The sequence below is a fragment of the Bradyrhizobium sp. Mp19 genome (assembly GCF_029952935.1).
Taxonomy (GTDB): domain Bacteria; phylum Pseudomonadota; class Alphaproteobacteria; order Rhizobiales; family Xanthobacteraceae; genus Bradyrhizobium; species Bradyrhizobium elkanii.
Genome location: NZ_JASAUT010000005.1, coordinates 227,390 through 246,344, shown reverse-complemented (window position 1 = coordinate 246,344; position 18,955 = coordinate 227,390). Strand labels below are relative to the sequence as shown.

The following is an 18,955-nucleotide window of genomic DNA, read 5'->3' as shown; positions in this document are numbered from 1 at the left end:
ACAGCAAGAAAAAGGTAAGCGCCATGAATTTCGATTTCTCCGACGAACAGAAGCAGATGCGCGATGAGGCGCGGAAATTCCTCAGCGAACAGTGCCCGCCGAAAGCCGTGCGCGAGGTGCTCGACGGCAAGGCGCCTTACGACAAGGCGTTGTGGAAGGGCCTCGCCGAGATGGGCTTCCTCGGCGTTGCGATTCCGGAACAGTTCGGCGGCGCGGGTGCCGGCCATCTCGAGCTCTGTGTGATCGCGGAGGAAATGGGCCGCGCGCTGGCGCCGGTGCCGTTCTCCTCCACCGTCTATCTCGCCGCCGAAGCGATCCTGCTCGCAGGCAGTGACGCACAGAAGCAGAAGTGGCTGCCGAAGATCGCCGCCGGCGAAGCCATCGGCACGCTGGCTCTGTTCGAGGGCAAGGGCAACCCGTCGCCGAAGGCGATCAAGGTGACGGCCAATGGCGGCGTGCTCAACGGCGTCAAGAAGCCGGTGCCGGATGGCGCGATCGCCGATTTCGCCGTTGTCGCCGCGCGCACCGGCTCGAGCGGACGCGAGTCCGATATTTCCCTGTTCATCGTCGATCTCAAGGCCAGCGGCGTCGAAATCAAGTCGCTCACCAACATCGACCTGACCCGCGGCCAGGCCGAGTTTACCTTCAAGGATGCGAAGGCTGAGCCGCTCGGCGCGGCCGGCGAGGGCTGGAGCGTCATCTCCCAGGTGCTCGATCGCGCGGCCGTGTTGACGGCGTTCGAGCAGGTCGGCGGCGCCGACCGCGCGCTGGAGATGGGCCGCGACTATGCGCTTGATCGTATTGCCTTTGGCCGTCCGATCGGCTCGTTCCAGGCGGTCAAGCACATGCTGGCCGATATGTATGTGTCGGCGACACTGGCGCGCTCGAATTGCTACTACGGCGCCTGGGCGCTCTCGACCAATGCCGGCGAATTGCCGGAAGCCGCCGCCGCCGCACGCATCAGCGCGACGCAGGCGTTCCAGCACTGCGCCAAGAACAATATCCAGGTCCATGGCGGCATGGGCTTCACCTGGGAGTTCGACTGCCACATGTACTATCGCCGCGCCAATGCGGTGGCGCTCGGCCTCGGCAGCCCGTCCTATTGGGAAGACGCGCTGATCGATCGCATGCGCAAGAAGAACGCGGCGTAACGCTACGATTCGTCATTCCGGGGCGCGCGTTGCGCGAACCCGGAATCCAGAGGTTGGGAATCGAGATTCCGGGTTCGATGCTCCGCATCGCCCCGGAATGACGGAAAGAAAGCCACCATGAATTTCGACGACACCCCGCAGGAGGCCGCATTCCGCGCCGAGGCGAAAGCCTGGATCGCGGCCAATGCGCCCAAGCAATATGAGGACGAGCTGCGCAAGGCCTCGCTCGGCCGCGTTGCGCTCAAGGGCGCCAACATCCTCGAGGTCGCAAAGGCCTGGCAGAAGAAGAAGGCCGACGCCGGCTGGGCCTGCCTGCACTGGCCGAAGGAGTATGGCGGTCGCGGCGCCTCGCCGATCGAGCGCGTGATCTGGCAGCAGGAGGAGGGGCCGTTCGGCCGCCTCAGCTCGATGTTCATCATCGGCCACGGCATGTGCGGGCCGACCATGATGGCGTTCGCCGGCGAGGAGCAGAAGCGCAACTATCTGCCGCCGCTTGCCTCCGGCGAGAAGATCTGGTGCCAGCTGTTCTCCGAGCCGGCCGGCGGCTCCGACGTCGCCGGCCTGCGCACCCGCGCCGAGAAGCATGGCGACGAATGGGTGATCAACGGCCAGAAGATCTGGACCTCGGGCGCGCATTATTCCGACTACGGCATCTTGCTCACCCGCACCGATCCGACCGTGCCCAAGCACAAGGGCCTCACCATGTTCTTCCTGGACATGAAGAGCCCGGGCGTTGAGGTCCGGCCGATCAAGCAGGCGAGTGGCGCCTCTGACTTCAATGAGGTCTATTTCACCGACGTGCGCATTCCGGACTCGCAGCGGCTCGGCAATGTCAATGACGGCTGGAACGTGTCGCTAACGACGCTGATGAACGAGCGGATGTCGATCGGCGCCGGCGTCGCCACCGGCTTCCCCGAGCTGTTCGACTATTGCAGCAGCCTAGTGCTGGAGGATGGCCCCGCGATCGAGAATCGCGCGGTGCGCTCCAAGCTTGCGAACTGGGCGGTGAAGGCGAGCGGGCTGAAATACACCAGCATGCGCGCGATCTCGGCGCTGTCGAAGGGCGAGCGTCCGGGACCGGAGAATTCGATCGGCAAGCTGGTCGCCGGTTCGATGATCCAGGACGTCGCGACCTACGCGCTCGACCTGCAGGGCGCCGCGGGTGCCTTGAGCGGACCCGAGGATGCCGAGGTCGCCGGCAAATTCCAGGCGATGCTGCTGCGTGCGCCGGGCACCCGCGTCGAGGGCGGCACCGACGAGATCATGCGCAACATCATCGCCGAGCGCGTGCTGGGCCTGCCCGGCGACATCAGGGTCGACAAGGACGTTCCCTTCAACAAGATCCCGACCAAGGGAAGATCATAACCGTCGTTCCGGGGCGGCGCGAAGCGGCGAACCCGGAACCTCGAGCCGCACCACTCATCTCCAGATTCCGGGTTCGCGCTGTGCGCGCCCCGGAATGACAAGAAAAAGGAGCCGCCATGAATTTCGATGACACGCCGCAGGAAGCCGAGTTCCGCGCTATCGCCCGCAAGTGGATCGCGGCCAACGCGCCGAAGGAGTTCGAGGAGGAGCTCTCGAAGTCGTCGCTCGGCCGCATCCGGCTCGCCAGGCACGACATGGTCGAGGTCGGCAAGGCCTGGCAGAAGAAGAAGGCAGAGGGCGGCTGGGCCTGCCTGCATTGGCCGAAGGAATATGGCGGCCGCGGCGCCACCCCGATCGAGCGCGTGATCTGGCAGCAGGAAGAGGGCGTCTACGGCAAATTGACCCAGCCGTTCCAGATCGGCGAGGGCATGTGCGGCCCGACCGTGATGGCCTGGGGCAGCGAAGACGCCAAGCGCCGCTATCTGCCCAAGCTCGCTTCGGGCGAGGAGATCTGGTGCCAGCTGTTCTCCGAGCCGTCGGCCGGCTCCGACGTCGCGGGGCTGCGCACCCGCGCCGAGAAGAAGGGCGACAACTGGGTCGTCAACGGCCAGAAGATCTGGACCTCAGGCGCGCATTACTCCGACTACGGCCTGTTGATCGCGCGCACCGATCCGAATGTGCCCAAGCACAAGGGCCTCACCATGTTCTTCCTCGACATGAAGAGCCCCGGCGTCGAGGTCAGGCCGATCAAGCAGGCCAACGGCATGCAGGAGTTCAACGAGGTCTATTTCACCGACGTCGTGATCCCGGACAGCCAGCGCTTAGGGGCGGTCGGCGAGGGCTGGAGCGTGTCGCTGACCACGCTGATGAACGAACGCATGTCGATCGGTGCGCGGCTAGCCACCGGCGTGCCCGAGATGTTCGAGTTCTGCTCCAATCTGATGCTGGAGGACGGTCTTGCGATCGACGATCCGGCGGTGCGCTCCAAACTTGCGAGCTGGGCGGTGAAGGCGAGCGGGCTGAAATACACCAGCTACCGCGCCATCTCGGCGCTGTCGAAGGGTGAGCGTCCGGGGCCGGAAAACTCCATCGGCAAGCTCGTCTCCGGCCTGATGCTGCAGGATATCGCGACCTATGCGATGGACCTCGAGGGTGCGGCGGGCAGCCTCACCGGCACCGATGAGGAGCAGGCCAACGGCCAGTTCCAGCAGATGCTGCTGTCGTCGCCCTCGATGCGCATCGCCGGCGGCACCGACGAGATCCTGCGCAACATCATCGCCGAGCGCGTGCTGGGCCTGCCCGGCGACATCCGCGTCGACAAGGACGTGCCCTACAACAAGATCCCGACCAAGGGGCGGGGTGGTTAGTCGTCATTCCGGGGCGATGCGAAGCATCGAACCCGGAATCTCGAGATTCCGGGTTCACGCTTCGCGTGCCCCGGAATGACGAAAAAAGAGGATATGTCATGGACGCGAAGACACCGAACCCGCGTTACGCGACCGAGGACCGCATCGGCGCGCTCGAGGAATTGCTCAACGAGCGCTACTCGGTGCGCGCGTTCCAGCCGCGCGAGGTGCCGCGCGAGGTCATCGAGCACATTCTGTCGACCGCGCAGCGCACCGCGTCCTGGTGCAACAGCCAGCCCTGGCAGGTGCTCATCGTCTCCGGCGAGGCCAAGGAGCGGTTTCGCAAGGCGATCTATGCCGAAGCCTCGCGCGGCCTCGCCGAGGATTACGACTTCACGCCGCCGCGCGAATATGTCGGGGTCTACCTGGAGCGCCGCCGCGAAAGCGGCTTCCAGCTCTACAACACGCTCGGCATCGCGCGCGGCGATAAGGCGGCCTACGCAAAACAGGCGCTGGAGAACTACAATTTTTTCGGTGCGCCGCACATTGCCGTGATCCACACCAATGAGCCGCTCGGCATCTATGGTGCGATCGACTGCGGCGGCTATGTCTCGAATTTCATGCTGGCGGCGCAGGCGCTCGGGCTCGGCACCATCCCGCAGGCGGCGATCGCGCGCCATTCCGGGCTGATCCGCCGTCATTTTAACCTGGCCGACGATCGCCGGGTTGTCTGCGGTATCTCGTTCGGCTATGCCGATCATGAGCAAAAGGTGAACAGCTACCGCACGTCGCGTGCAACCGTGGAAGACACTGTCACATTCGTCGATGTATAGTTTCCTGAAGGCGGGAAGGTCGGTTCACCCCCCGCCGAGGACAAGAAAAGCTACAAAGAAACGACAAGAACAAAAATGGCGAATAACGCCTCCCTGACGCCGGCTGAGATCAGCTGGCAGCTGCACCGTCTGCCTGCGCTTGAGCGTGACGCGTTCATCGCCGCGCATTATCTGGGCCAGCAGGTCGCCTGGAAGACCCGCTTCTTCGACGCGATCGACTGGGGCGCAGGCTCGGTGCTGCAATTCAGTTTCCTGCAGCGCGGCTGGCATCGCCATTCGCGGCTCGACAATCCGATCTATGCCTATCTCGACATCGAGCAACATCCGGAAACGCGCGGCCTGCGTCGCGGCCGCCGGATCGATCTTGAGGGCACGATCAAGGGTGTCGACTTCGTGACCGGGATTACGCTGACGCTGGACCGGTTCGAGATCCTGCCGGTGAATTTTTTCGACCGCTTCGTCATCAGCTCCGACAGCCGCTACTAGCAAGCAGCGAACCGCAGACTCTGCTCCACCTCGCCCCGCGCGCGGGGAGAGGTCGGAACGCATCGTTAGATGCGTTCCGGGTGAGGGGGAGGCTCAGCAAGCGCAGCTATCACCGTATGCGCGGAGACAGCCCCTCACCCCAACCCTCTCCCCGTAAGAACGGGGCGAGGGAGCGCACTGCTCCTGCGGCTCCATTCAACCCAATCTCATCGCGCTTTAGCGCCAGCCACCGCGCGGCGCGGCGGCGCCTCGGCATAGCGGGCGGCCATCGCGCCGGTCAGCTCGGCCATCTTCTCGCGCAACTCCCCCGGCGCGACCACCTCGGCCTCGGCGCCAAGCCGCAGCAATTCGGTCGCCGCATGCCACACCGTCTTGCCGACCGGCATGGTGGCGAGCCGCCAGCCGTCGGCGTCGGTGCCATCAGTGAGCCGCATCCGCGCCTTCACGTAAGGGTGCGCAAGCGCGTCGAACAGTTTCAGCCCGAGCGGCGACAGCCGCACCGTGGCCTCGTTCGGATGCAGCTCGGCCTCCAGCCGCTCGATCGAGGCGCCCCAATAGGCGGCGAGGTCGAACTCCGCGGGCCGCGCGAACGGCGTCTCCAGCGTCGCGCAGTCCAGCACGCGTGCGACGCGATAGGTGCGCACATTGCCGTCGACAAGGCCGGCGAGATACCAGCTGCCGCCCTTCAGCACGAGGCCGAGCGGCGCCACGCGCCGCCGCTTCTCGGCCTTCCAGCTCTGGTAGCGGATCTCGAGCATGGTCTCGCGCAGCACGGCGCCGGCGATGGCGCGCAGGTGCGTCGGCTCCTCGGTCTCGCCGAACCAGCCCGGCGCGTCGAGATGGAAGCGCTGCTGCATCCCTCTTGCGTTGGGCCGCAGGTTCTCCGGCAGCGCCGCCATCAGCTTGGTCTGCGCCGCCGCCATCGCGGCATCGAGGCCGAGCGCGGCGGCGGGCCCCGGAAGTCCGGCCATGAACAGCGCCTCGGCCTCGCCCTGCGACAGGCCGTTGAGCCGCACGCGATAGCCGTCGAGCAGGCGATAGCCGCCCTCGGCGCCGCGGTCGGCATAGACGGGAACGCCGGAGGCGGCGAGCGCGTCGATGTCACGATAGATCGTGCGCACCGAAACCTCGCAGGCTTCCGCCAGCTCAGGCGCGGTGACCTGCCCCCGCGCCTGCAGGGTGGTGAGGATGGAAAACAGCCGGCTCGCGCGCATGGCCAGATCATACCTGACACAAGATGTCAGGTATAGGCGGACATAAGGAGCCATGCCCCTAGCGGCTCAAGGAGACCCCCATGACCATCACCGACCGCGTCACGCTGTATTATTCGCCGCAGAGCCGCGCCACCGGCACCCGCGTGCTGCTGGAGGAACTCGGCGCGCCCTATGATCTGCACGTTCTCAACATGAAGGCGGGCGAGCAGCGCAAGGACGCCTATCTCGCCATCAATCCGCTCGGCAAGGTGCCGGCGATCCGCCATGGCGACGCGCTGGTGACCGAACAGGTCGCGATCTTCATCTATCTCGCCGATCTGTTTCCGCAGGCCGGCCTGACGCCGGCGCTGACCGATCCGCGCCGCGGCCCGTATCTGCGCTGGATCGCCTATTACGGCTCATCGTTCGAGCCGGCCGTGATCGACCATTTCATGAAGCGCGAGCCCGCGCCGATCACGCAGTCGCCCTATGCTGATTACGACACCATGCTGGGCGCGCTGGAGACGCAGCTGGCTAAGGGGCCCTATCTGCTCGGCGAACAGATCACGGCGGCCGACATCCTCTGGGGCATCGCGCTCTCTTGGACCATGATGTTCGGCATCGTGCCGAAAAGGGACGTGTTCGTCCGCCATGCCGAACGCATCGCCGCGCGCCCGGCCTTCCAGCGGATATCGAAGGCCGACGACGAGATGGCGGCGCAGCATGCGGCGGCCGCCGGAGTGTGATACGGATCGGCCCGATGGCGAAAGTCCTGCACAGCACCAACTGCTTCAACACCCTGATCCGCGTCGCGGAGGACTGCCCGGCGGAGCGCGGGGAGGAGCCGCAGCCGCGCGGCGGCCAGCCGACGGTTGCCGTGCTGCAATATCGGATGATCGCGGGCGCGCCATACAAGTACACCTCCGACGACGTCGTGTTCGCGACGTCGGCGGCCGGCCGCGCGCTCGATGCGAAAGCAGCGAAGAAGGCGCGCAGCCTCGCCCGCGAGACGTTCTTCTCGCGCGGCCAGGCCTGCATGCGCGCCTCGCCGCTCGGCAAGCGGTTCGGCTGGGGTGTCCATGCCGATGCCGAGGGCCGCATCGCGCTCCACGCCGTCGACAGCAAGCGCTACCAGGCACTCGCGGCGGACCCGGAGATCGCGCAGGTTCGCGCGATGCGAAGCAAGCGGGCATAGTGGGTCCCAACGAGGATCGCGACGACTATTGGACCGTCATCCCCGCGCAAAGGCTTCGCCTTTGTCGCTGGAGGTGCGAGCGGAGCGAGCCTCGAAGGATGCACGGCCACCAGTCGGGCCGTCGACCCTTCGAGACGCCGCTACGCGGCTCCTCAGGGTGACGGGACAAGGGAGGCGGGCCGAGCTAAAACCGCGGCGCACGCTTCTCGGCGAATGCCTTGATGCCTTCCTTGATCTCGTCGCCGCGCATGCTGTCGCGGTGGCGGGCATCGGCGGCGGCTTCGTCCAGCTCGCCGCGGGCAAATTCGTTGATCACGCGCTTCATGCCGGCCATCGCCTTGGGCGCGTTGCCGGCCAGGATCGTCGCGAGCTTGTCGACCTCCTCGTCGAGCAGGTCGAGCGGCACCATCGCGGTGAGGTAGCCGATCCGCAGCATCTCCGGCGCCGTGATCCTTTGCGCGGTCAGGAACAGCATCTTGGCGTTGTCGACGCCGAGCCGCGTGACGTAGCGCTGGATGCCGCTCTTGTAATAGTGCAGCCCGAGCCGCGCCGCCGGCATGAACATCTCGGCGATATCGACGCCGATGCGAAAGTCGCAGGCGAGCGCGAGGTCGGTCGAGCCGCCATAGACGCCGCCATTGAGCCGGCAGATCGTCGGCACGCTCAAATCCTCGAGGCGGTTGACCACGACCTCGAACGCCGAGCCCGCGCTCTGCTGCTCGCTCGCGCTCACCGCGCGCTCGGCCACCGAGTTGAGGTCGTAGCCGGCGGAAAACGCGCGGCCGGTTCCGGTCAGCACCAGCACGCGGATCGCAGGATCGGCCTCGATCCGGTCGAACAATTTCAGCAGCTCGCCGAGGTCCTCGGCCTGCAGGCGGTTGAGATGCTTCGGCCGGTTGAGGCGGATCGTTGCGCGCGCGCCCGCGATTTCGAGCACGGGTCCGCTGGCGGTGTCGGCCGCGTCAGCCATCTTGGTCTCCATCATTGATTCTCACGTTCGCGCCGCTTGGCCTCGGCATCGATGGTCTCGGCGAGATCGGGATGCCTTGCCATCAACAGGCGGAAATCGACCAGGTCAAGCACCAACAGCCTGGTCACCTTGCTGGTCGAGACGCTGGCGCCGCGCTTGGCGTTACCGAGCAACGCCATCTCGCCGAAGAACTCGCCTTCGCCAAGCTTCACCTTGCGTCCGGGCAGGTCGACCTCGACCTCGCCGGCGGCGACGAAATACATGCAGTCGCCATTGGTGTCCTTGCGGATGATCATGGTGCGCGGCGGCAGGTCGATGGTCCGTAGCACCTGGGTGACGTCGGCGATCGCGGCCGGGCCGAGATGCGCGAAGAACGGCACCTTGCTGACGGTCTCCCAGGTCCTCAAGAAATTGTCGCGGCGGGTTTCGGCGGCAAAGCCGGTCGCCAGGATACCGGTCCACAGCCCGAACACGCCGAGGCCCGAGATCATCACCATGGCGGCGACCAAGCGGCCGAGCGGGGTGATCGGCACCACGTCGCCATAGCCGGTCGTGGTCAGCGTCACCACCGCCCACCACAGCGCCGCCGGCACGCTGCCGAAGGTCTGCGGCTGGACGTCCCGCTCCAGGAAATATTCCGCGACGGAGGCCAGGAACACCACCATCAGGAAGATCACGAGCACGCTGAGCAGCGGCCCTGACTCCACCACCAGCACGCGCCGGAGCTGGCGCAGGCCGGGAATGCCCGGCACCACCTTGAGCACCCAGAGCACGCCGAGCAGCCAGGCGGTTTTCGGCTCGACGCCGGACAGCAAGGCCACCGGCACGGCCAGCGCGCCGATCGCATCGACGATGCCGGCGCTCGACAGCGCGTAGAACCAGAACTTGCCCTGCCGGCCCATGTGGCGCAGCCGCACCAGCCATTCGAACACGAAATAGGCAAGGCAGGCCCACAGCAGCGCATCGACCCAGCCCGGCGCCGCGTCATGGGTCGGCGCGACCGTCAGCAGCGTCATCGTGGCGACGCCGGCCGCGACCGCGACATAGGCTGCCGTGGTCATGTTGCGGCCGGCGGTGGCGGAAACGAAGCGCGTCAAGGCCGGAAGGACGAGCCGCTTGGACATCGGAACGGACTTGCCTGTCGGTGAACTGCTGGAATTGAGGCCCTGCGAACGGCAGAGCCGATGTCACAACGTGCCTCTCCCGGTTGAGGCCGTCAACGCGCTGCCCGTGGCGGCATGATCGCTGGGGAAGACGACCGCATCTGTTGGACGAAAGGCCTAACCATGTTGGCCCGATTTTGCGCCCGCGAATGTGAGAAATCGGACAAATCGTCGCTTTTTCCCCGTATATCAGGGATGCTGGTCGCTGATGCGACCCGGGCCGGAATGAAGCGACTAATAAGACGATCTTATTCACTTCTTGAGCATTGGCTGGTTTCCGATGGATACCTCACATCTCGCGCAGCACGCCGGCGCTGCCGGCAGTCTCTTCGCTTCGATCTTCGTGGTCGCCACGCTGTCAATGCGCACCATGATCCCGTTGCGCGTCTTCGCCATCCTGACCAACATCATCCTGATCGCGACCGCGATCCCGACGCACAATTATGCGACGCTGATTCTGCATGCCGTGCTGCTGCCGGTGAACACCTATCGGCTGCACCAGATGCTGCAACTGGTCCGCAACGTGAAGAAATCGGTCAACAGCGATCTGTCGATGGAATGGCTGAAGCCGTTCACGACGGAACGCAAATGCACCGCGGGCGAAGTCCTGTTCTACAAGGACGAGAAGGCCGACAGCATGTTCTACATTGTCAGCGGCCGCTTCCGCCTGGTCGAATCGGGCATCGAGCTGCCGGTCGGCGCCCTGGTCGGCGAGTTCGGCATGCTGTCGCCGTCGAACACGCGAACCCAGACGCTGGAGTGCGTCGAGACCGGCATGGTGCTGTCAGTGACCTATGACCAGGTCGAACAGCTTTACGTCCAGAACCCGGCGTTCGGCTTCTACTTTCTGCGCCTCGCCAGCGCCCGTCTGTTCCAGAATATCTCGACGCTCGAGCAGCAACTTGCGCAGCACACGACCCCACAGGTTGCGGAGCCAAAACCTGCATGAGCCCCGTGACGAGTTCTGGAGGCGCCGCAGTGCCGGATGACGACGGTCTCCTGGCTTCGCTCCGTTACCTCTTTGCCGACATCATCGGCGATGAGGACGAGGGGCCGCCGGTGCTGCCCGACGCCTGCCCGGACCATCTCGGGCCGGCCGTCACCAAGGCCATCGATCTGTTGATCGCCTATCAGAGTACGAGCTACGCCCAGCTCTATATCGACCGGCTCAAGCGCTTCGCCGGCCGCCGCGGCGTCGACGACGCCCTGCTTGCCGAGATAGCCCGCCTGATGGCGGAGCGCATGGCCTATGAGGACGCAATCCGCATCGCGCAGCTCAAGCTTGGCGAAGTCAATGCGGTGGGCGGCCTTGCGGCGCGCTCGGCCGACGACGTCAAGAAGTTCCGCCTTGACGAGTTGATCGACGCCTTGCCGGCGGTGGTCGCCGATCCGGTGCTCGGCGTGCTGGAACAATTCGGCTGGCGGCGTCGCCGGGTCTCGATTCGCTTCAGCGCCAACAACCGCTTCAGCGTTCGCCGGCTCAGGATCGAGGCGGGCCTGAAGCGCTGGCGGCTGTTCTCGGGACGCTATGCGAGGGAGCGCGTCTGGGTCGAGCGCTGGCTGCACATGATCGACCGCAGCCTGACCAAGCAGCCGAGCGCCGCCCCGGCGGTCGTGCAGACCGCGACCATGATCCAGGGCTACGGCGATCCCTACCGCCAGGGCATCGCGGACTGGCACGTGATCATCGACGGGCTCGCCAAGCCGACCTTCGACGGCGTGCTCGTGCTTCCCGATCTTGCCGACGCCATTGCGGAAGCGCGCGCCGCCATCCTGCCCGATCCGCGGCAGGCAGCGCTGAAGCGCAAGGTCGCGGAGATTCGCGCGCGGGCGCCGGCGGTGTCGTAAGAACCTTCGCCGTCATTGCGAGGAGCGAAGCGACGAAGCAATCCAGTTCTCCGCTTGCGGCGCTATGGATTGCTTCGCTTCGCACGCAATGACGCGGGAAGCTATCACCGTCACCCTGAGCGCGCTCTAACGGGTCTGAAAGACTCCCCGCGGCTCTGCCGAAGCCGCCTACCGCTTGATGTGCGGCGGCTCGTCGTAGCCGCGGCGGCTGGAATAGAACAACAGCCCCATCAGGCCGATGCAGACCGCAGCCAGGACCGCAACGCCGATCGTGAACACCACGATGCCGTAGGTCGGCACCGGAGCGTCCACGGTCAGGCCTTCATAGGCGTAGGCGCCGACGGCGGCCAGAAAGGCCAGCAGGCCGATGCTGATTGCAATGCGCATGCGTAGCTCCTCTGCTGAGGGCTGAGGGCAACAGGGCAATTGCGCCGGTTATCCCGCCGCGGCGGTGGCCTTGGCCAGCGCCTGCTGTCCGGCTTCGGTTAGCTCGGAGAGCGTCGTCCTGCCGTTCTTGGCGCATTTGATGATGTATCGGGCAACGCGGCGGCGGGTGTCATGTTCCTCGCCGTGAGGTGCGTCTGCGCAAACGCGATCGAGCGCAGCGTTCATGGCGAAGAGCGTGCGTGAGTCAAACCGTTCCTCGATCATCGCAGCTCTCCTTTGCGACTCGCGGCTACTTGCGGAACGTCAGCCACTCGCTGACTTCCATCACAGTTTCGGTCTGTCTGGCCTTCTTCATCAGCATTTCGCGTTCCCGTCCCGGCGGCAGCTTGCGTGCCGCAATGCGCGAATCTTCGGCGAATTTTTGCAAGCGGTTTTCAAACGATCCGGGAGGCCGCGACCTGTTGCGCTTCTTCTTGATCATGCCGTCTCCGAGCTGGAACCAGCAATACTAGGCTTGTTCCCCGGATGCCGTCGTTAACCCATGACATCGGGCGAATTGAAAAAACACGCGGCCAAAGTCGCGACCAAAAATCGCGACCAAGGATCGCGCAGGACCGCAGGAACGATCTTCGGCGCTCTGCGTAACACCCGTGCGTTCGCTGCTTTGCTCCCCGAAAGGCGGTGGACCACTCCGGTGACGGGCCTCGGCGAATTTGATCGCCGAGGCCCGCATGTCTTCAAGCAAAGCGGCCAAGGAAACAAGAAGGACATAAGCCAAGAAGGACATCATCAATGGCACATTCCAATCAGGGTATCGTGAAGGACAACAAGGGGCAGGAACAGCCGGCCGACAAGCAGCGCGCGCAAACCGCGCACAAGACCGACCCGCGAAAGTCGAATGCGCGCGAAGCGACGCGTGATCCGAAATTGAACGATGCCGACAAGACGCCGGGATCCGGCATGACATCAGACGACCGCGGCGATCCTCCAACAGGCTGAACGGCGTTCCGCTCTGCAGCAATCGCGGCAATGCGGCAGGAACGGTGACCCGGGTCGACCGTTGGCGTCGAGGGATCAATGGAGAACTGACATGGCGATGGACGAGAAGGAGGTCGGAAACCTGATCGGCAGCGACAAGGTCGAGGGCACCGCGGTCTATGGCTCCGACGAGCGCAAGATCGGCTCGATCGAACGGGTGATGATCGACAAGAAGAGCGGGCGGGTGTCTTACGCCGTGCTCGGCTTCGGCGGCATTCTCGGTCTCGGCAACGACCATTATCCGCTGCCCTGGCAGTCGCTCAAATACGACACGAGGCTGGGCGGTTATGTCACCGGCGTGACCGAGAGCCAGCTGCGCGGCGCGCCGAAATACGGCAGCGAGCGGGATTGGAATTGGTCCGATATCGGCGCCACGCGCGCGGTGAACGAATACTACGGCGTGCCGTTCGTCTGAGCGGCGCCGGGCCCGCACTTCACTGGCACCCCACCGGAGCTGCCTGTATGGCGGTTGCCGACGTTAGCGTCGCATCCTTGGGGCGTCTGTACACTAGTGAACATACGTCAAAAGCTGTGCAATGTAACATACGTAATTGAAGTCGGTCCTGCAGTTGCCCGATTGAACATGCGGGAGACCAATGTCGTTGCCGTCGCTAATCCGGAAATTGGAGCAGTTTGCACGGCTTTCGCCGGTGGACCACGTCCTTCTCAATCGCGCGTCCACCGAGCGCGTCCGGCATTTCGGTCCGCGGGTCGACATCGTTCGCGAAGGCGAGAAGCCGAAGGACGTCCATCTGATCCTGTCCGGCTGGGCCTATCGCTACAAGCAGCTCGAGGACGGCCGGCGTCAGATCGTGGCTTTCTTCCTGCCCGGCGACATTTGCGATGTGAACGTCTTCATCCTGCGCGAGATGGATCATTCGATCGGTACCGTCACCTCAGTGTCGATCGCCGACCTCTCCCGCGAATTCTTCGACAAGGTCGCAGCCGGACATCCGCGCATCGTGACCGCGTTCTGGTGGGAAACCCTGGTCAACGCGGCGATCCAGCGCGAATGGACCATGAGCCTCGGCCAGCGAACGGCGCTGGAGCGGATGGCCCATCTGCTGTGCGAGATCTGGCTCCGGCTGCGTGCCGCTGGCCTGACCCAGGGCGACAGCTGTGATTTCCCGCTGACCCAGGGCGATCTCGCCGATGCCACCGGGCTCTCCAAGGTTCACGTCAACCGAACGCTGCAGGAATTGCGCGCCGGCGGCCTGATCGTACTGAAGGGAAAGACCCTGGTCGTCCCCAATCTCGAGCGGCTGATGCAGGCCGGCCTGTTCAACCCGAACTACCTGCACATGGATCACGAGGGACGGCAGCTCGATGCCGCCGCGACGCCGACGGACGCGGCGGCCGGGCAGTAGCGCTGTAGTCCGCTGCATGTCGAGAGCGCGCGGATGTATGGTTCACCGGCCGTTCAACATACGCGGTGTCGTCCTGGCGAAAGCCAGGACCCATTACCCCAAGTCTCAATTGTTGCGCGATGCTGGGGCCGCGATCCCGTTCATCAGCGAAAGCGGTGGTAATGGGTCCTGGCTTTCGCCAGGACGACAGTGGTGCATGTGGCGCGACCGTAGGGACGACAGTTGTATCTGTGGCGTAACCAACGGCTTGGCTTCACCCATTCGCCGCCTTCACCACCACGAGGTTCTCGTCCGGCGTCGCCGGGTGGCGCTTGAGGTGATCGCGGCGCAGCGCGATCTCGTCGCGGACCAATTCGTAGCCGAGCTTGAACGTGTCCATTCCGTCGCCGGAAACGGTGCCGTCGCGCAGGCCGGTCACCGCGCCGCGCAGGATCGCCTCGAGCTCGTCCTGCAATTCATCGAGATGCTCGGCGCAGGTGGCGTGCGCGACGCGCTCGCCGATGTCGAGGATCCTGCCCGCCAGCTCGCTGGCCTTCTCCGGTGCGACGCGGGTGATCTTGGTGTAGATCGCGGCGAAGATCGAGCCGATGATGCTGAGCGCGGCGGCAGCGAGATACATCACGTCGCTGTAGCGATCCATGAACGACTTGGTGTCGTCGTTGATGTATTCGGCGGCGCCCTGATGGGCGACGATGAAGGCGTCCTTGTCGGTCGCCGCCGGCTCGATCTTGGAGGCGAAGCCGTCGTCGAGCGCCAGTTCCGACTTGTTCTCATAGATGATGCGCGCGAGCTCGGCGGCTGTCGTCGTGGACATCGAGGATTGCGCGACCAGCAGCCATTCCAGCCCGATGGTGTCGACCTCGTCATCGGGGATCGCCGGCGAGGACGACAGCATGCCGGTCGAGACCGTCTCCTCCGAAATCGCCGGGTATTTGCGCGCCAGCGCCTTGGCCGCGTCGATCGCATTCAGTGTGAAGCCGCCGGCGCGCTTGGCATATTGCTCGTAGGTCTTGTCCTTCACGATCTTCGAGGCATGTTCGATCGCGAGCACGGCGGCAAAGCCGGAGGCGAACAGCTTGTCGAAAGGTGTGTTCGGCGGCGCCTGCTGTACCCGCTGCGCCGCGTCGGGGCTGTCGGCGATCTCGAGCGCGCCGCGGACGAAATTGACGTTGCTCTCGCCGTCGCCGACGACCGCGATCCGCTTCTTCTTGAGCTCGCTCAGCGATTTGATCTTCTTGCCGCCGGGGCTGAGCACCAGCACCACGTCATGCTCGAGGATCGCGATGGCGCGGGCACGCGGCGGCACCCTTGCGTCGGTGCGCAGGATGGCCAGCGAGGCGTCGCGGCGATCGAATTGCGCCAGCGCCTTGGCGTTGTCGGGGTTCGGCGCGATCTTCAGCCGCAGCCGCGACGAATTGTTCTTCAGCACGGTGGCGAGCTTGGCGGCGAATTTCGCCTCCGGGCCGTTGGCATCGCCGACTGCGAACACCAGCGTTTCGGAATTGCGCAGCCAGAGGCGGCCGCCGATCACGGTGACCGCGCTCAGGAGCAGCGTCAGCAGGGTGAAGACGATGATCTGTGCGCGGTTGGTCTTGACGACCGGTTTGGCGACCGGAGGGCGCGGCGGCGTCGGCGCAGGCGAGGGGGCTTCGGCACTCATGGCTGATCACCTGGCTCATCACCCGTCCGGGACGGCCCGCTGCCGCAACAACCCGATCGGCGCGGCGCTGCCCGGTGAATCCGTAAATGACTATAAAAGAAAGAAAATTTCCTATGTTGCCGACGATATACTTCCCCGGGGGGAATGCAAACGGCCGCCGGCCGTAACCTTAATCCCGGCCGGCCTGCGCCGCGATGCCACATGACCATTGCCACTATCGACGCCCGGACCGAGATGTGATTTTCGAGCAGGCGCAGGTGCATTCCGGCGCCGGAGATGTCATAAATGAGACACGCTTCGGTTTGCGGAATTGTGCTGACGGCCTGACCCGGATTTCTTGCAATCACATTCATCGAAGTAAAAGGGCGTCAGCTTGTTGTTTCCCTCCATGTCATCGTCGGTGTCGGTTGGTGCCCTGGTGGGATGGATGTTGCTTCTCACCGCAAAGCACATCATCGCCGACTTCATGCTGCAGAACGCCTGGATGGCGATCGGCAAGGACCAGAAGACCGGCTGGGCCATGCCGCTGCTGGCGCATTGCCTGGTCCATCTCGCGGTCGCGCTGGCGCTGATCCTGGTGGTGGCGCCGCGGTTCTGGTACGTCGCCTTCATTGACTTCGTGATCCACATCATCGTCGACCGTTGCAAGGGAATCTGCGCCTCGCATTTCGGCGTGACGCTGGAATCCGGCCATCCCTGGTTCTGGACCCTGATCGGGGTCGACCAGGCGCTGCACCACCTCACCGGCTTCGCGCTGTCGATCTACATGGCCGCGAACTGAGCGGTTCGCGCGCACCTTTCCTCACATCCTGGACCAGAAATCCAGCCGGGCCGCGGCGGGCGGATGTGATTCGCGCGCAACGGGCAAGACCCTCCGGAAGCGACCGGAGGCCGTGGTTAACCTTTCGTTAGAGGATTACGCGGCATCTTCCCGATCGAGGGGGATTTGCAAATGTTTTCAAGCCGCGACGCCTTCGAGAACGATGCCTGCCCGGTTGCCGACGACCTGCTCGGCCAGATGTATCGCGCCAATCCGAACGGGCTCTCGTTGCTGGTTGCCAATGTCGCGCCCGATGTCAGGGCGCAGCTCGCGCTGTTCTGCTATCGCCGCAGCCATCTGCACGCACTCGCGGTCGCGATCGCGTCGAGCTGCAGCGAGTGGGAGCTGGTGAATTCCGGTGGTCGTGTCGGCTCGACGCTCTACGCGCTGTCGCGCGAGCCGGTCCGCGCCGCGACCGTTTCGCATGGCGGCCGCAAGCCGATCACGCTGTCGACCAAGCCGCTGTCGACCTTCGCGCCTGTCGTCGATGACGACCTCGACGACGAGGACGTCAGCGAGACGGTGACCGTGACGGCTTAAGCATGATCCGGAAAAGTGGAAACCGGTTTTCCCTCGCGACAAACGCGGAACGCGTTTGCGCGGAGATCATCCGCAAATAAAAGAGCCGTGCTCAACCCGGCTGCACGCTCGGGACGAGCGGCAGGCCGTGCCGGCGCCGCGCCATCGCGCATTCCGCGTCGCCCGGCTGGCAGGTCCGGCACACCTCCGGCCGCACCGCATAGACCTCGCAGCGCGTTGCTTCTCCGACCCGGCCCGATAGCGCCGAGCAGCGGTCGCCCTCGCAGCGCATGCCTGATTGTCGCGCGTTGACGAATCGCGCCGGGATCAGATCGAGCTGCGCATCGTCCTCGATGGTGAAGCGCGGCCAGTTCTCCGAATAGCTGCAGCAGGCACCGCAGGACTGGCAGGGACTTGCGTCGGGCGCGTCGATCGCGTTGTCGGCCATCAGGTGTCCCTCGGCGCTTCCCAGACCAGGCTGCGCCGCCAGCGCGCCCTGAGCAGGTCGCGCCGCTCCGGATATTTCTCGTCGTGATAGACCGCCGTGACCACGCGGTCGGTGCGGAAGCTGCGGAAATCCCTGCGCAGCTCGCACCAGGCGGCGAGCAGCCGCACCGCCTCGTGATAGCCGACCGCGATCGGCCAGATCGTGCGCTCGCTATCGCGGCCATGCTCGTCGCGATAGTTCAGCGTGATCTTCTTGCCCTCATGGATCTGGCTGCGGGTCCTGACCATGTCGATGCGGTCGGGCTCCCGGTTCCAGGCCGAGCGGGCCCGGCTTGCCGGCTCCAGCACGAACGGCCGCAGCCGGTCGGGCACGGTCTCGGCGATCTTGGCCATCAGGTCCTCGGCTGCGCGCGCCAGCGCCGGATCGGCGTGGCCGACCACCCATTGCGCGCCGAGCACGCAGGCCTCGATCTCGTCGGGTGTCAGCATCAAGGGCGGCAGGTCGAATCCCTTCTCCAGGATGTAGCCCATGCCGGCCTCGCCGCGGATCGGCACCCGCTGTTCGATCAGGCTGGCGATGTCGCGATAGATCGTCCGCTTCGATGTCTCGAGCTCGGCGGCGATTGCATCGGCGGTCAAAGGCTTACGGGTGCGGCGGAGCACCTGGATGATCTGAAACAGCCGGTCGGCGCGTCTCATGGCAACTCTCTCGATCGCTCTCTTGGCACGTGTCTTGTCGAGTGTCTTGTCAGCTCTCTTGGCAGCTCTCTCGGCAGCTGTCTTGACGAGTGTCTTGACGGGGCTCGTGGTCTCTCGGTGTGCAGACTTTTCTGGGTCCCGTCCGGCTGCTGCTGACAGCATGTTGGCAGCAGGTGGGGGCTATATCAGGACAACACCTCAAGTGAAGGGAATTTGTCCATGACGAATCTTGACGAACTCGGTTTCCGGCAGGCGCAAGGCTTTGCGCTGGAACAGCTGGTCACGGTCTACTCCACCTCCGGCGACCTGCGCTGGGCCCTGGTCGCGCTGATCGCACAGTCGATCAGCACGGTTTGGTCCTACGGGCGGGCACGGCTGGTCAAGCGCGTTCGCGAGGCGGTTCGCCGCCTCGCACCCGTCGGCCCGTTCGACAGTGAATGCCACTACTGCTGACACCATGCTGGCAGC

Annotated in this window: 25 protein-coding genes; 16 read left to right on the top strand and 9 right to left on the bottom strand. The window is 64.9% G+C overall.

What is annotated here, in order from left to right:
* The first annotated feature begins 23 nt into the window (after positions 1 to 23).
* The 5 genes from QJT82_RS09205 to QJT82_RS09185 all read left to right on the top strand — a co-directional run bounded on the left by QJT82_RS09205 (position 24) and on the right by QJT82_RS09185 (position 5,181).
* Positions 24 to 1,151: an acyl-CoA dehydrogenase family protein gene (locus QJT82_RS09205; protein ID WP_028339115.1), complete on the top strand. Its 1,128-nt coding sequence runs from the start codon at positions 24 to 26 to the stop codon at positions 1,149 to 1,151.
* 117 nt (positions 1,152 to 1,268) lie between these two features.
* Positions 1,269 to 2,516 (top strand): acyl-CoA dehydrogenase, encoded by a 1,248-nt coding sequence (locus QJT82_RS09200; RefSeq protein ID WP_028339114.1) that lies wholly within the window; start codon positions 1,269 to 1,271, stop codon positions 2,514 to 2,516.
* Between the two features lie 116 nt (positions 2,517 to 2,632).
* Entirely contained in the window at positions 2,633 to 3,883 is a 1,251-nt protein-coding gene (locus QJT82_RS09195) for an acyl-CoA dehydrogenase (RefSeq protein ID WP_028339113.1), read from the top strand.
* 98 nt (positions 3,884 to 3,981) lie between these two features.
* Complete coding sequence (locus QJT82_RS09190; protein WP_051447730.1) at positions 3,982 to 4,695, top strand: nitroreductase; 714 nt, start codon at positions 3,982 to 3,984, stop codon at positions 4,693 to 4,695.
* Positions 4,696 to 4,770: 75 nt separating this feature from the next.
* Positions 4,771 to 5,181: a hypothetical protein gene (locus QJT82_RS09185; RefSeq protein ID WP_028339111.1), complete on the top strand. Its 411-nt coding sequence runs from the start codon at positions 4,771 to 4,773 to the stop codon at positions 5,179 to 5,181.
* Positions 5,182 to 5,387: 206 nt separating this feature from the next.
* On the opposite strand, the gene QJT82_RS09180 is transcribed toward QJT82_RS09185, so the two are convergent.
* A complete protein-coding gene (locus QJT82_RS09180; protein ID WP_028339110.1) occupies positions 5,388 to 6,395 on the bottom strand; it encodes a YafY family protein in 1,008 nt (335 codons plus the stop codon).
* A gap of 80 nt (positions 6,396 to 6,475) precedes the next feature.
* Here QJT82_RS09180 and QJT82_RS09175 point away from each other — a divergent pair, with 80 nt between their 5' ends.
* A complete protein-coding gene (locus QJT82_RS09175) occupies positions 6,476 to 7,120 on the top strand; it encodes a glutathione S-transferase family protein (RefSeq protein ID WP_028339109.1) in 645 nt (214 codons plus the stop codon).
* A gap of 14 nt (positions 7,121 to 7,134) precedes the next feature.
* Complete coding sequence (locus tag QJT82_RS09170; protein ID WP_028339108.1) at positions 7,135 to 7,569, top strand: DUF6157 family protein; 435 nt, start codon at positions 7,135 to 7,137, stop codon at positions 7,567 to 7,569.
* Positions 7,570 to 7,753: 184 nt separating this feature from the next.
* Here QJT82_RS09170 and QJT82_RS09165 read toward each other — a convergent pair whose 3' ends face one another.
* Both QJT82_RS09165 and QJT82_RS09160 read right to left on the bottom strand, forming a co-directional pair.
* On the bottom strand, positions 7,754 to 8,539 hold the full coding sequence (locus QJT82_RS09165; protein WP_028339107.1) for an enoyl-CoA hydratase/isomerase family protein: 786 nt from the start codon (positions 8,537 to 8,539) through the stop codon (positions 7,754 to 7,756).
* Between the two features lie 11 nt (positions 8,540 to 8,550).
* Positions 8,551 to 9,663 (bottom strand): cyclic nucleotide-gated ion channel, encoded by a 1,113-nt coding sequence (locus tag QJT82_RS09160; RefSeq protein ID WP_028339106.1) that lies wholly within the window; start codon positions 9,661 to 9,663, stop codon positions 8,551 to 8,553.
* Between the two features lie 319 nt (positions 9,664 to 9,982).
* Here QJT82_RS09160 and QJT82_RS09155 point away from each other — a divergent pair, with 319 nt between their 5' ends.
* Positions 9,983 to 10,651: a cyclic nucleotide-binding domain-containing protein gene (locus tag QJT82_RS09155; protein WP_028339105.1), complete on the top strand. Its 669-nt coding sequence runs from the start codon at positions 9,983 to 9,985 to the stop codon at positions 10,649 to 10,651.
* A gap of 29 nt (positions 10,652 to 10,680) precedes the next feature.
* On the top strand, positions 10,681 to 11,550 hold the full coding sequence (locus QJT82_RS09150; protein ID WP_028339104.1) for a DUF6537 domain-containing protein: 870 nt from the start codon (positions 10,681 to 10,683) through the stop codon (positions 11,548 to 11,550).
* Positions 11,551 to 11,718: 168 nt separating this feature from the next.
* Here the strand turns inward: QJT82_RS09150 and QJT82_RS09145 are convergent, their stop codons facing one another.
* Genes QJT82_RS09145 through QJT82_RS09135 form a run of 3 tightly spaced genes read right to left on the bottom strand, consistent with a single transcriptional unit; the run spans position 11,719 to position 12,418 of the window.
* Positions 11,719 to 11,937 (bottom strand): hypothetical protein, encoded by a 219-nt coding sequence (locus tag QJT82_RS09145; RefSeq protein ID WP_028339103.1) that lies wholly within the window; start codon positions 11,935 to 11,937, stop codon positions 11,719 to 11,721.
* Between the two features lie 48 nt (positions 11,938 to 11,985).
* Positions 11,986 to 12,201: a hypothetical protein gene (locus tag QJT82_RS09140; protein ID WP_028339102.1), complete on the bottom strand. Its 216-nt coding sequence runs from the start codon at positions 12,199 to 12,201 to the stop codon at positions 11,986 to 11,988.
* 25 nt (positions 12,202 to 12,226) lie between these two features.
* Complete coding sequence (locus tag QJT82_RS09135; RefSeq protein ID WP_016847464.1) at positions 12,227 to 12,418, bottom strand: hypothetical protein; 192 nt, start codon at positions 12,416 to 12,418, stop codon at positions 12,227 to 12,229.
* A 311-nt stretch (positions 12,419 to 12,729) separates the two neighbouring features.
* Between QJT82_RS09135 and QJT82_RS09130 the strand changes: the two genes are divergently transcribed.
* From QJT82_RS09130 to QJT82_RS09120, 3 genes are all read left to right on the top strand, one after another.
* Entirely contained in the window at positions 12,730 to 12,936 is a 207-nt protein-coding gene (locus QJT82_RS09130) for a hypothetical protein (RefSeq protein ID WP_028339101.1), read from the top strand.
* 91 nt (positions 12,937 to 13,027) lie between these two features.
* Positions 13,028 to 13,390: a PRC-barrel domain-containing protein gene (locus QJT82_RS09125; RefSeq protein WP_028339100.1), complete on the top strand. Its 363-nt coding sequence runs from the start codon at positions 13,028 to 13,030 to the stop codon at positions 13,388 to 13,390.
* A gap of 187 nt (positions 13,391 to 13,577) precedes the next feature.
* Complete coding sequence (locus QJT82_RS09120) at positions 13,578 to 14,342, top strand: Crp/Fnr family transcriptional regulator (protein ID WP_051447736.1); 765 nt, start codon at positions 13,578 to 13,580, stop codon at positions 14,340 to 14,342.
* Between the two features lie 253 nt (positions 14,343 to 14,595).
* Here QJT82_RS09120 and QJT82_RS09115 read toward each other — a convergent pair whose 3' ends face one another.
* The gene (locus tag QJT82_RS09115; protein WP_028339098.1) at positions 14,596 to 16,002 is read right to left on the bottom strand and encodes a TAXI family TRAP transporter solute-binding subunit; all 1,407 of its coding nucleotides are present in this window, start codon (positions 16,000 to 16,002) and stop codon (positions 14,596 to 14,598) included.
* Between QJT82_RS09115 and QJT82_RS09110 the strand changes: the two genes are divergently transcribed.
* The 3 genes from QJT82_RS09110 (at position 16,001) to QJT82_RS09100 (ending at position 17,362) form a co-directional block, all read left to right on the top strand.
* On the top strand, positions 16,001 to 16,207 hold the full coding sequence (locus QJT82_RS09110) for a hypothetical protein (protein ID WP_155258355.1): 207 nt from the start codon (positions 16,001 to 16,003) through the stop codon (positions 16,205 to 16,207). The genes QJT82_RS09115 and QJT82_RS09110 overlap by 2 nt on opposite strands.
* 222 nt (positions 16,208 to 16,429) lie before the next feature.
* A complete protein-coding gene (locus QJT82_RS09105) occupies positions 16,430 to 16,783 on the top strand; it encodes a DUF3307 domain-containing protein (RefSeq protein WP_080686645.1) in 354 nt (117 codons plus the stop codon).
* A 171-nt stretch (positions 16,784 to 16,954) separates the two neighbouring features.
* On the top strand, positions 16,955 to 17,362 hold the full coding sequence (locus QJT82_RS09100) for a hypothetical protein (protein ID WP_028339096.1): 408 nt from the start codon (positions 16,955 to 16,957) through the stop codon (positions 17,360 to 17,362).
* Positions 17,363 to 17,453: 91 nt separating this feature from the next.
* On the opposite strand, the gene QJT82_RS09095 is transcribed toward QJT82_RS09100, so the two are convergent.
* Both QJT82_RS09095 and QJT82_RS09090 read right to left on the bottom strand, forming a co-directional pair.
* A complete protein-coding gene (locus tag QJT82_RS09095) occupies positions 17,454 to 17,789 on the bottom strand; it encodes a YkgJ family cysteine cluster protein (RefSeq protein WP_028339095.1) in 336 nt (111 codons plus the stop codon).
* Positions 17,789 to 18,487, bottom strand: coding sequence for a YafY family protein (locus tag QJT82_RS09090; RefSeq protein WP_016847472.1), 699 nt, complete (start codon positions 18,485 to 18,487; stop codon positions 17,789 to 17,791). The genes QJT82_RS09095 and QJT82_RS09090 overlap by 1 nt, the downstream gene beginning before the upstream one ends.
* A 219-nt stretch (positions 18,488 to 18,706) precedes the next feature.
* Here QJT82_RS09090 and QJT82_RS09085 point away from each other — a divergent pair, with 219 nt between their 5' ends.
* Positions 18,707 to 18,940 carry a hypothetical protein gene (locus tag QJT82_RS09085; protein WP_028336548.1) on the top strand — a complete coding sequence of 78 codons (234 nt, stop codon included), beginning with the start codon at positions 18,707 to 18,709 and terminating at the stop codon, positions 18,938 to 18,940.
* Positions 18,941 to 18,955: the final 15 nt, after the last annotated feature.

What these genes read in the sequence shown, in the direction of transcription:
- QJT82_RS09115 (WP_028339098.1), bottom strand. Translation starts at nt 16,002, where the DNA reads ATGAGTGCCGAAGCCCCCTCGCCTGCGCCGACGCCGCCGCGCCCTCCG.
- QJT82_RS09145 (WP_028339103.1), bottom strand. Translation starts at nt 11,937, where the DNA reads ATGCGCATTGCAATCAGCATCGGCCTGCTGGCCTTTCTGGCCGCCGTC.
- QJT82_RS09205 (WP_028339115.1), top strand. Translation starts at nt 24, where the DNA reads ATGAATTTCGATTTCTCCGACGAACAGAAGCAGATGCGCGATGAGGCG.
- QJT82_RS09180 (WP_028339110.1), bottom strand. Translation starts at nt 6,395, where the DNA reads ATGCGCGCGAGCCGGCTGTTTTCCATCCTCACCACCCTGCAGGCGCGG.
- QJT82_RS09160 (WP_028339106.1), bottom strand. Translation starts at nt 9,663, where the DNA reads ATGTCCAAGCGGCTCGTCCTTCCGGCCTTGACGCGCTTCGTTTCCGCC.
- QJT82_RS09140 (WP_028339102.1), bottom strand. Translation starts at nt 12,201, where the DNA reads ATGATCGAGGAACGGTTTGACTCACGCACGCTCTTCGCCATGAACGCT.
- QJT82_RS09130 (WP_028339101.1), top strand. Translation starts at nt 12,730, where the DNA reads ATGGCACATTCCAATCAGGGTATCGTGAAGGACAACAAGGGGCAGGAA.
- QJT82_RS09190 (WP_051447730.1), top strand. Translation starts at nt 3,982, where the DNA reads ATGGACGCGAAGACACCGAACCCGCGTTACGCGACCGAGGACCGCATC.
- QJT82_RS09155 (WP_028339105.1), top strand. Translation starts at nt 9,983, where the DNA reads ATGGATACCTCACATCTCGCGCAGCACGCCGGCGCTGCCGGCAGTCTC.
- QJT82_RS09085 (WP_028336548.1), top strand. Translation starts at nt 18,707, where the DNA reads ATGACGAATCTTGACGAACTCGGTTTCCGGCAGGCGCAAGGCTTTGCG.
- QJT82_RS09125 (WP_028339100.1), top strand. Translation starts at nt 13,028, where the DNA reads ATGGCGATGGACGAGAAGGAGGTCGGAAACCTGATCGGCAGCGACAAG.
- QJT82_RS09195 (WP_028339113.1), top strand. Translation starts at nt 2,633, where the DNA reads ATGAATTTCGATGACACGCCGCAGGAAGCCGAGTTCCGCGCTATCGCC.
- QJT82_RS09095 (WP_028339095.1), bottom strand. Translation starts at nt 17,789, where the DNA reads ATGGCCGACAACGCGATCGACGCGCCCGACGCAAGTCCCTGCCAGTCC.
- QJT82_RS09110 (WP_155258355.1), top strand. Translation starts at nt 16,001, where the DNA reads ATGGCTGATCACCTGGCTCATCACCCGTCCGGGACGGCCCGCTGCCGC.
- QJT82_RS09105 (WP_080686645.1), top strand. Translation starts at nt 16,430, where the DNA reads ATGTTGCTTCTCACCGCAAAGCACATCATCGCCGACTTCATGCTGCAG.
- QJT82_RS09170 (WP_028339108.1), top strand. Translation starts at nt 7,135, where the DNA reads ATGGCGAAAGTCCTGCACAGCACCAACTGCTTCAACACCCTGATCCGC.
- QJT82_RS09200 (WP_028339114.1), top strand. Translation starts at nt 1,269, where the DNA reads ATGAATTTCGACGACACCCCGCAGGAGGCCGCATTCCGCGCCGAGGCG.
- QJT82_RS09175 (WP_028339109.1), top strand. Translation starts at nt 6,476, where the DNA reads ATGACCATCACCGACCGCGTCACGCTGTATTATTCGCCGCAGAGCCGC.
- QJT82_RS09185 (WP_028339111.1), top strand. Translation starts at nt 4,771, where the DNA reads ATGGCGAATAACGCCTCCCTGACGCCGGCTGAGATCAGCTGGCAGCTG.
- QJT82_RS09100 (WP_028339096.1), top strand. Translation starts at nt 16,955, where the DNA reads ATGTTTTCAAGCCGCGACGCCTTCGAGAACGATGCCTGCCCGGTTGCC.
- QJT82_RS09090 (WP_016847472.1), bottom strand. Translation starts at nt 18,487, where the DNA reads ATGAGACGCGCCGACCGGCTGTTTCAGATCATCCAGGTGCTCCGCCGC.
- QJT82_RS09165 (WP_028339107.1), bottom strand. Translation starts at nt 8,539, where the DNA reads ATGGCTGACGCGGCCGACACCGCCAGCGGACCCGTGCTCGAAATCGCG.
- QJT82_RS09135 (WP_016847464.1), bottom strand. Translation starts at nt 12,418, where the DNA reads ATGATCAAGAAGAAGCGCAACAGGTCGCGGCCTCCCGGATCGTTTGAA.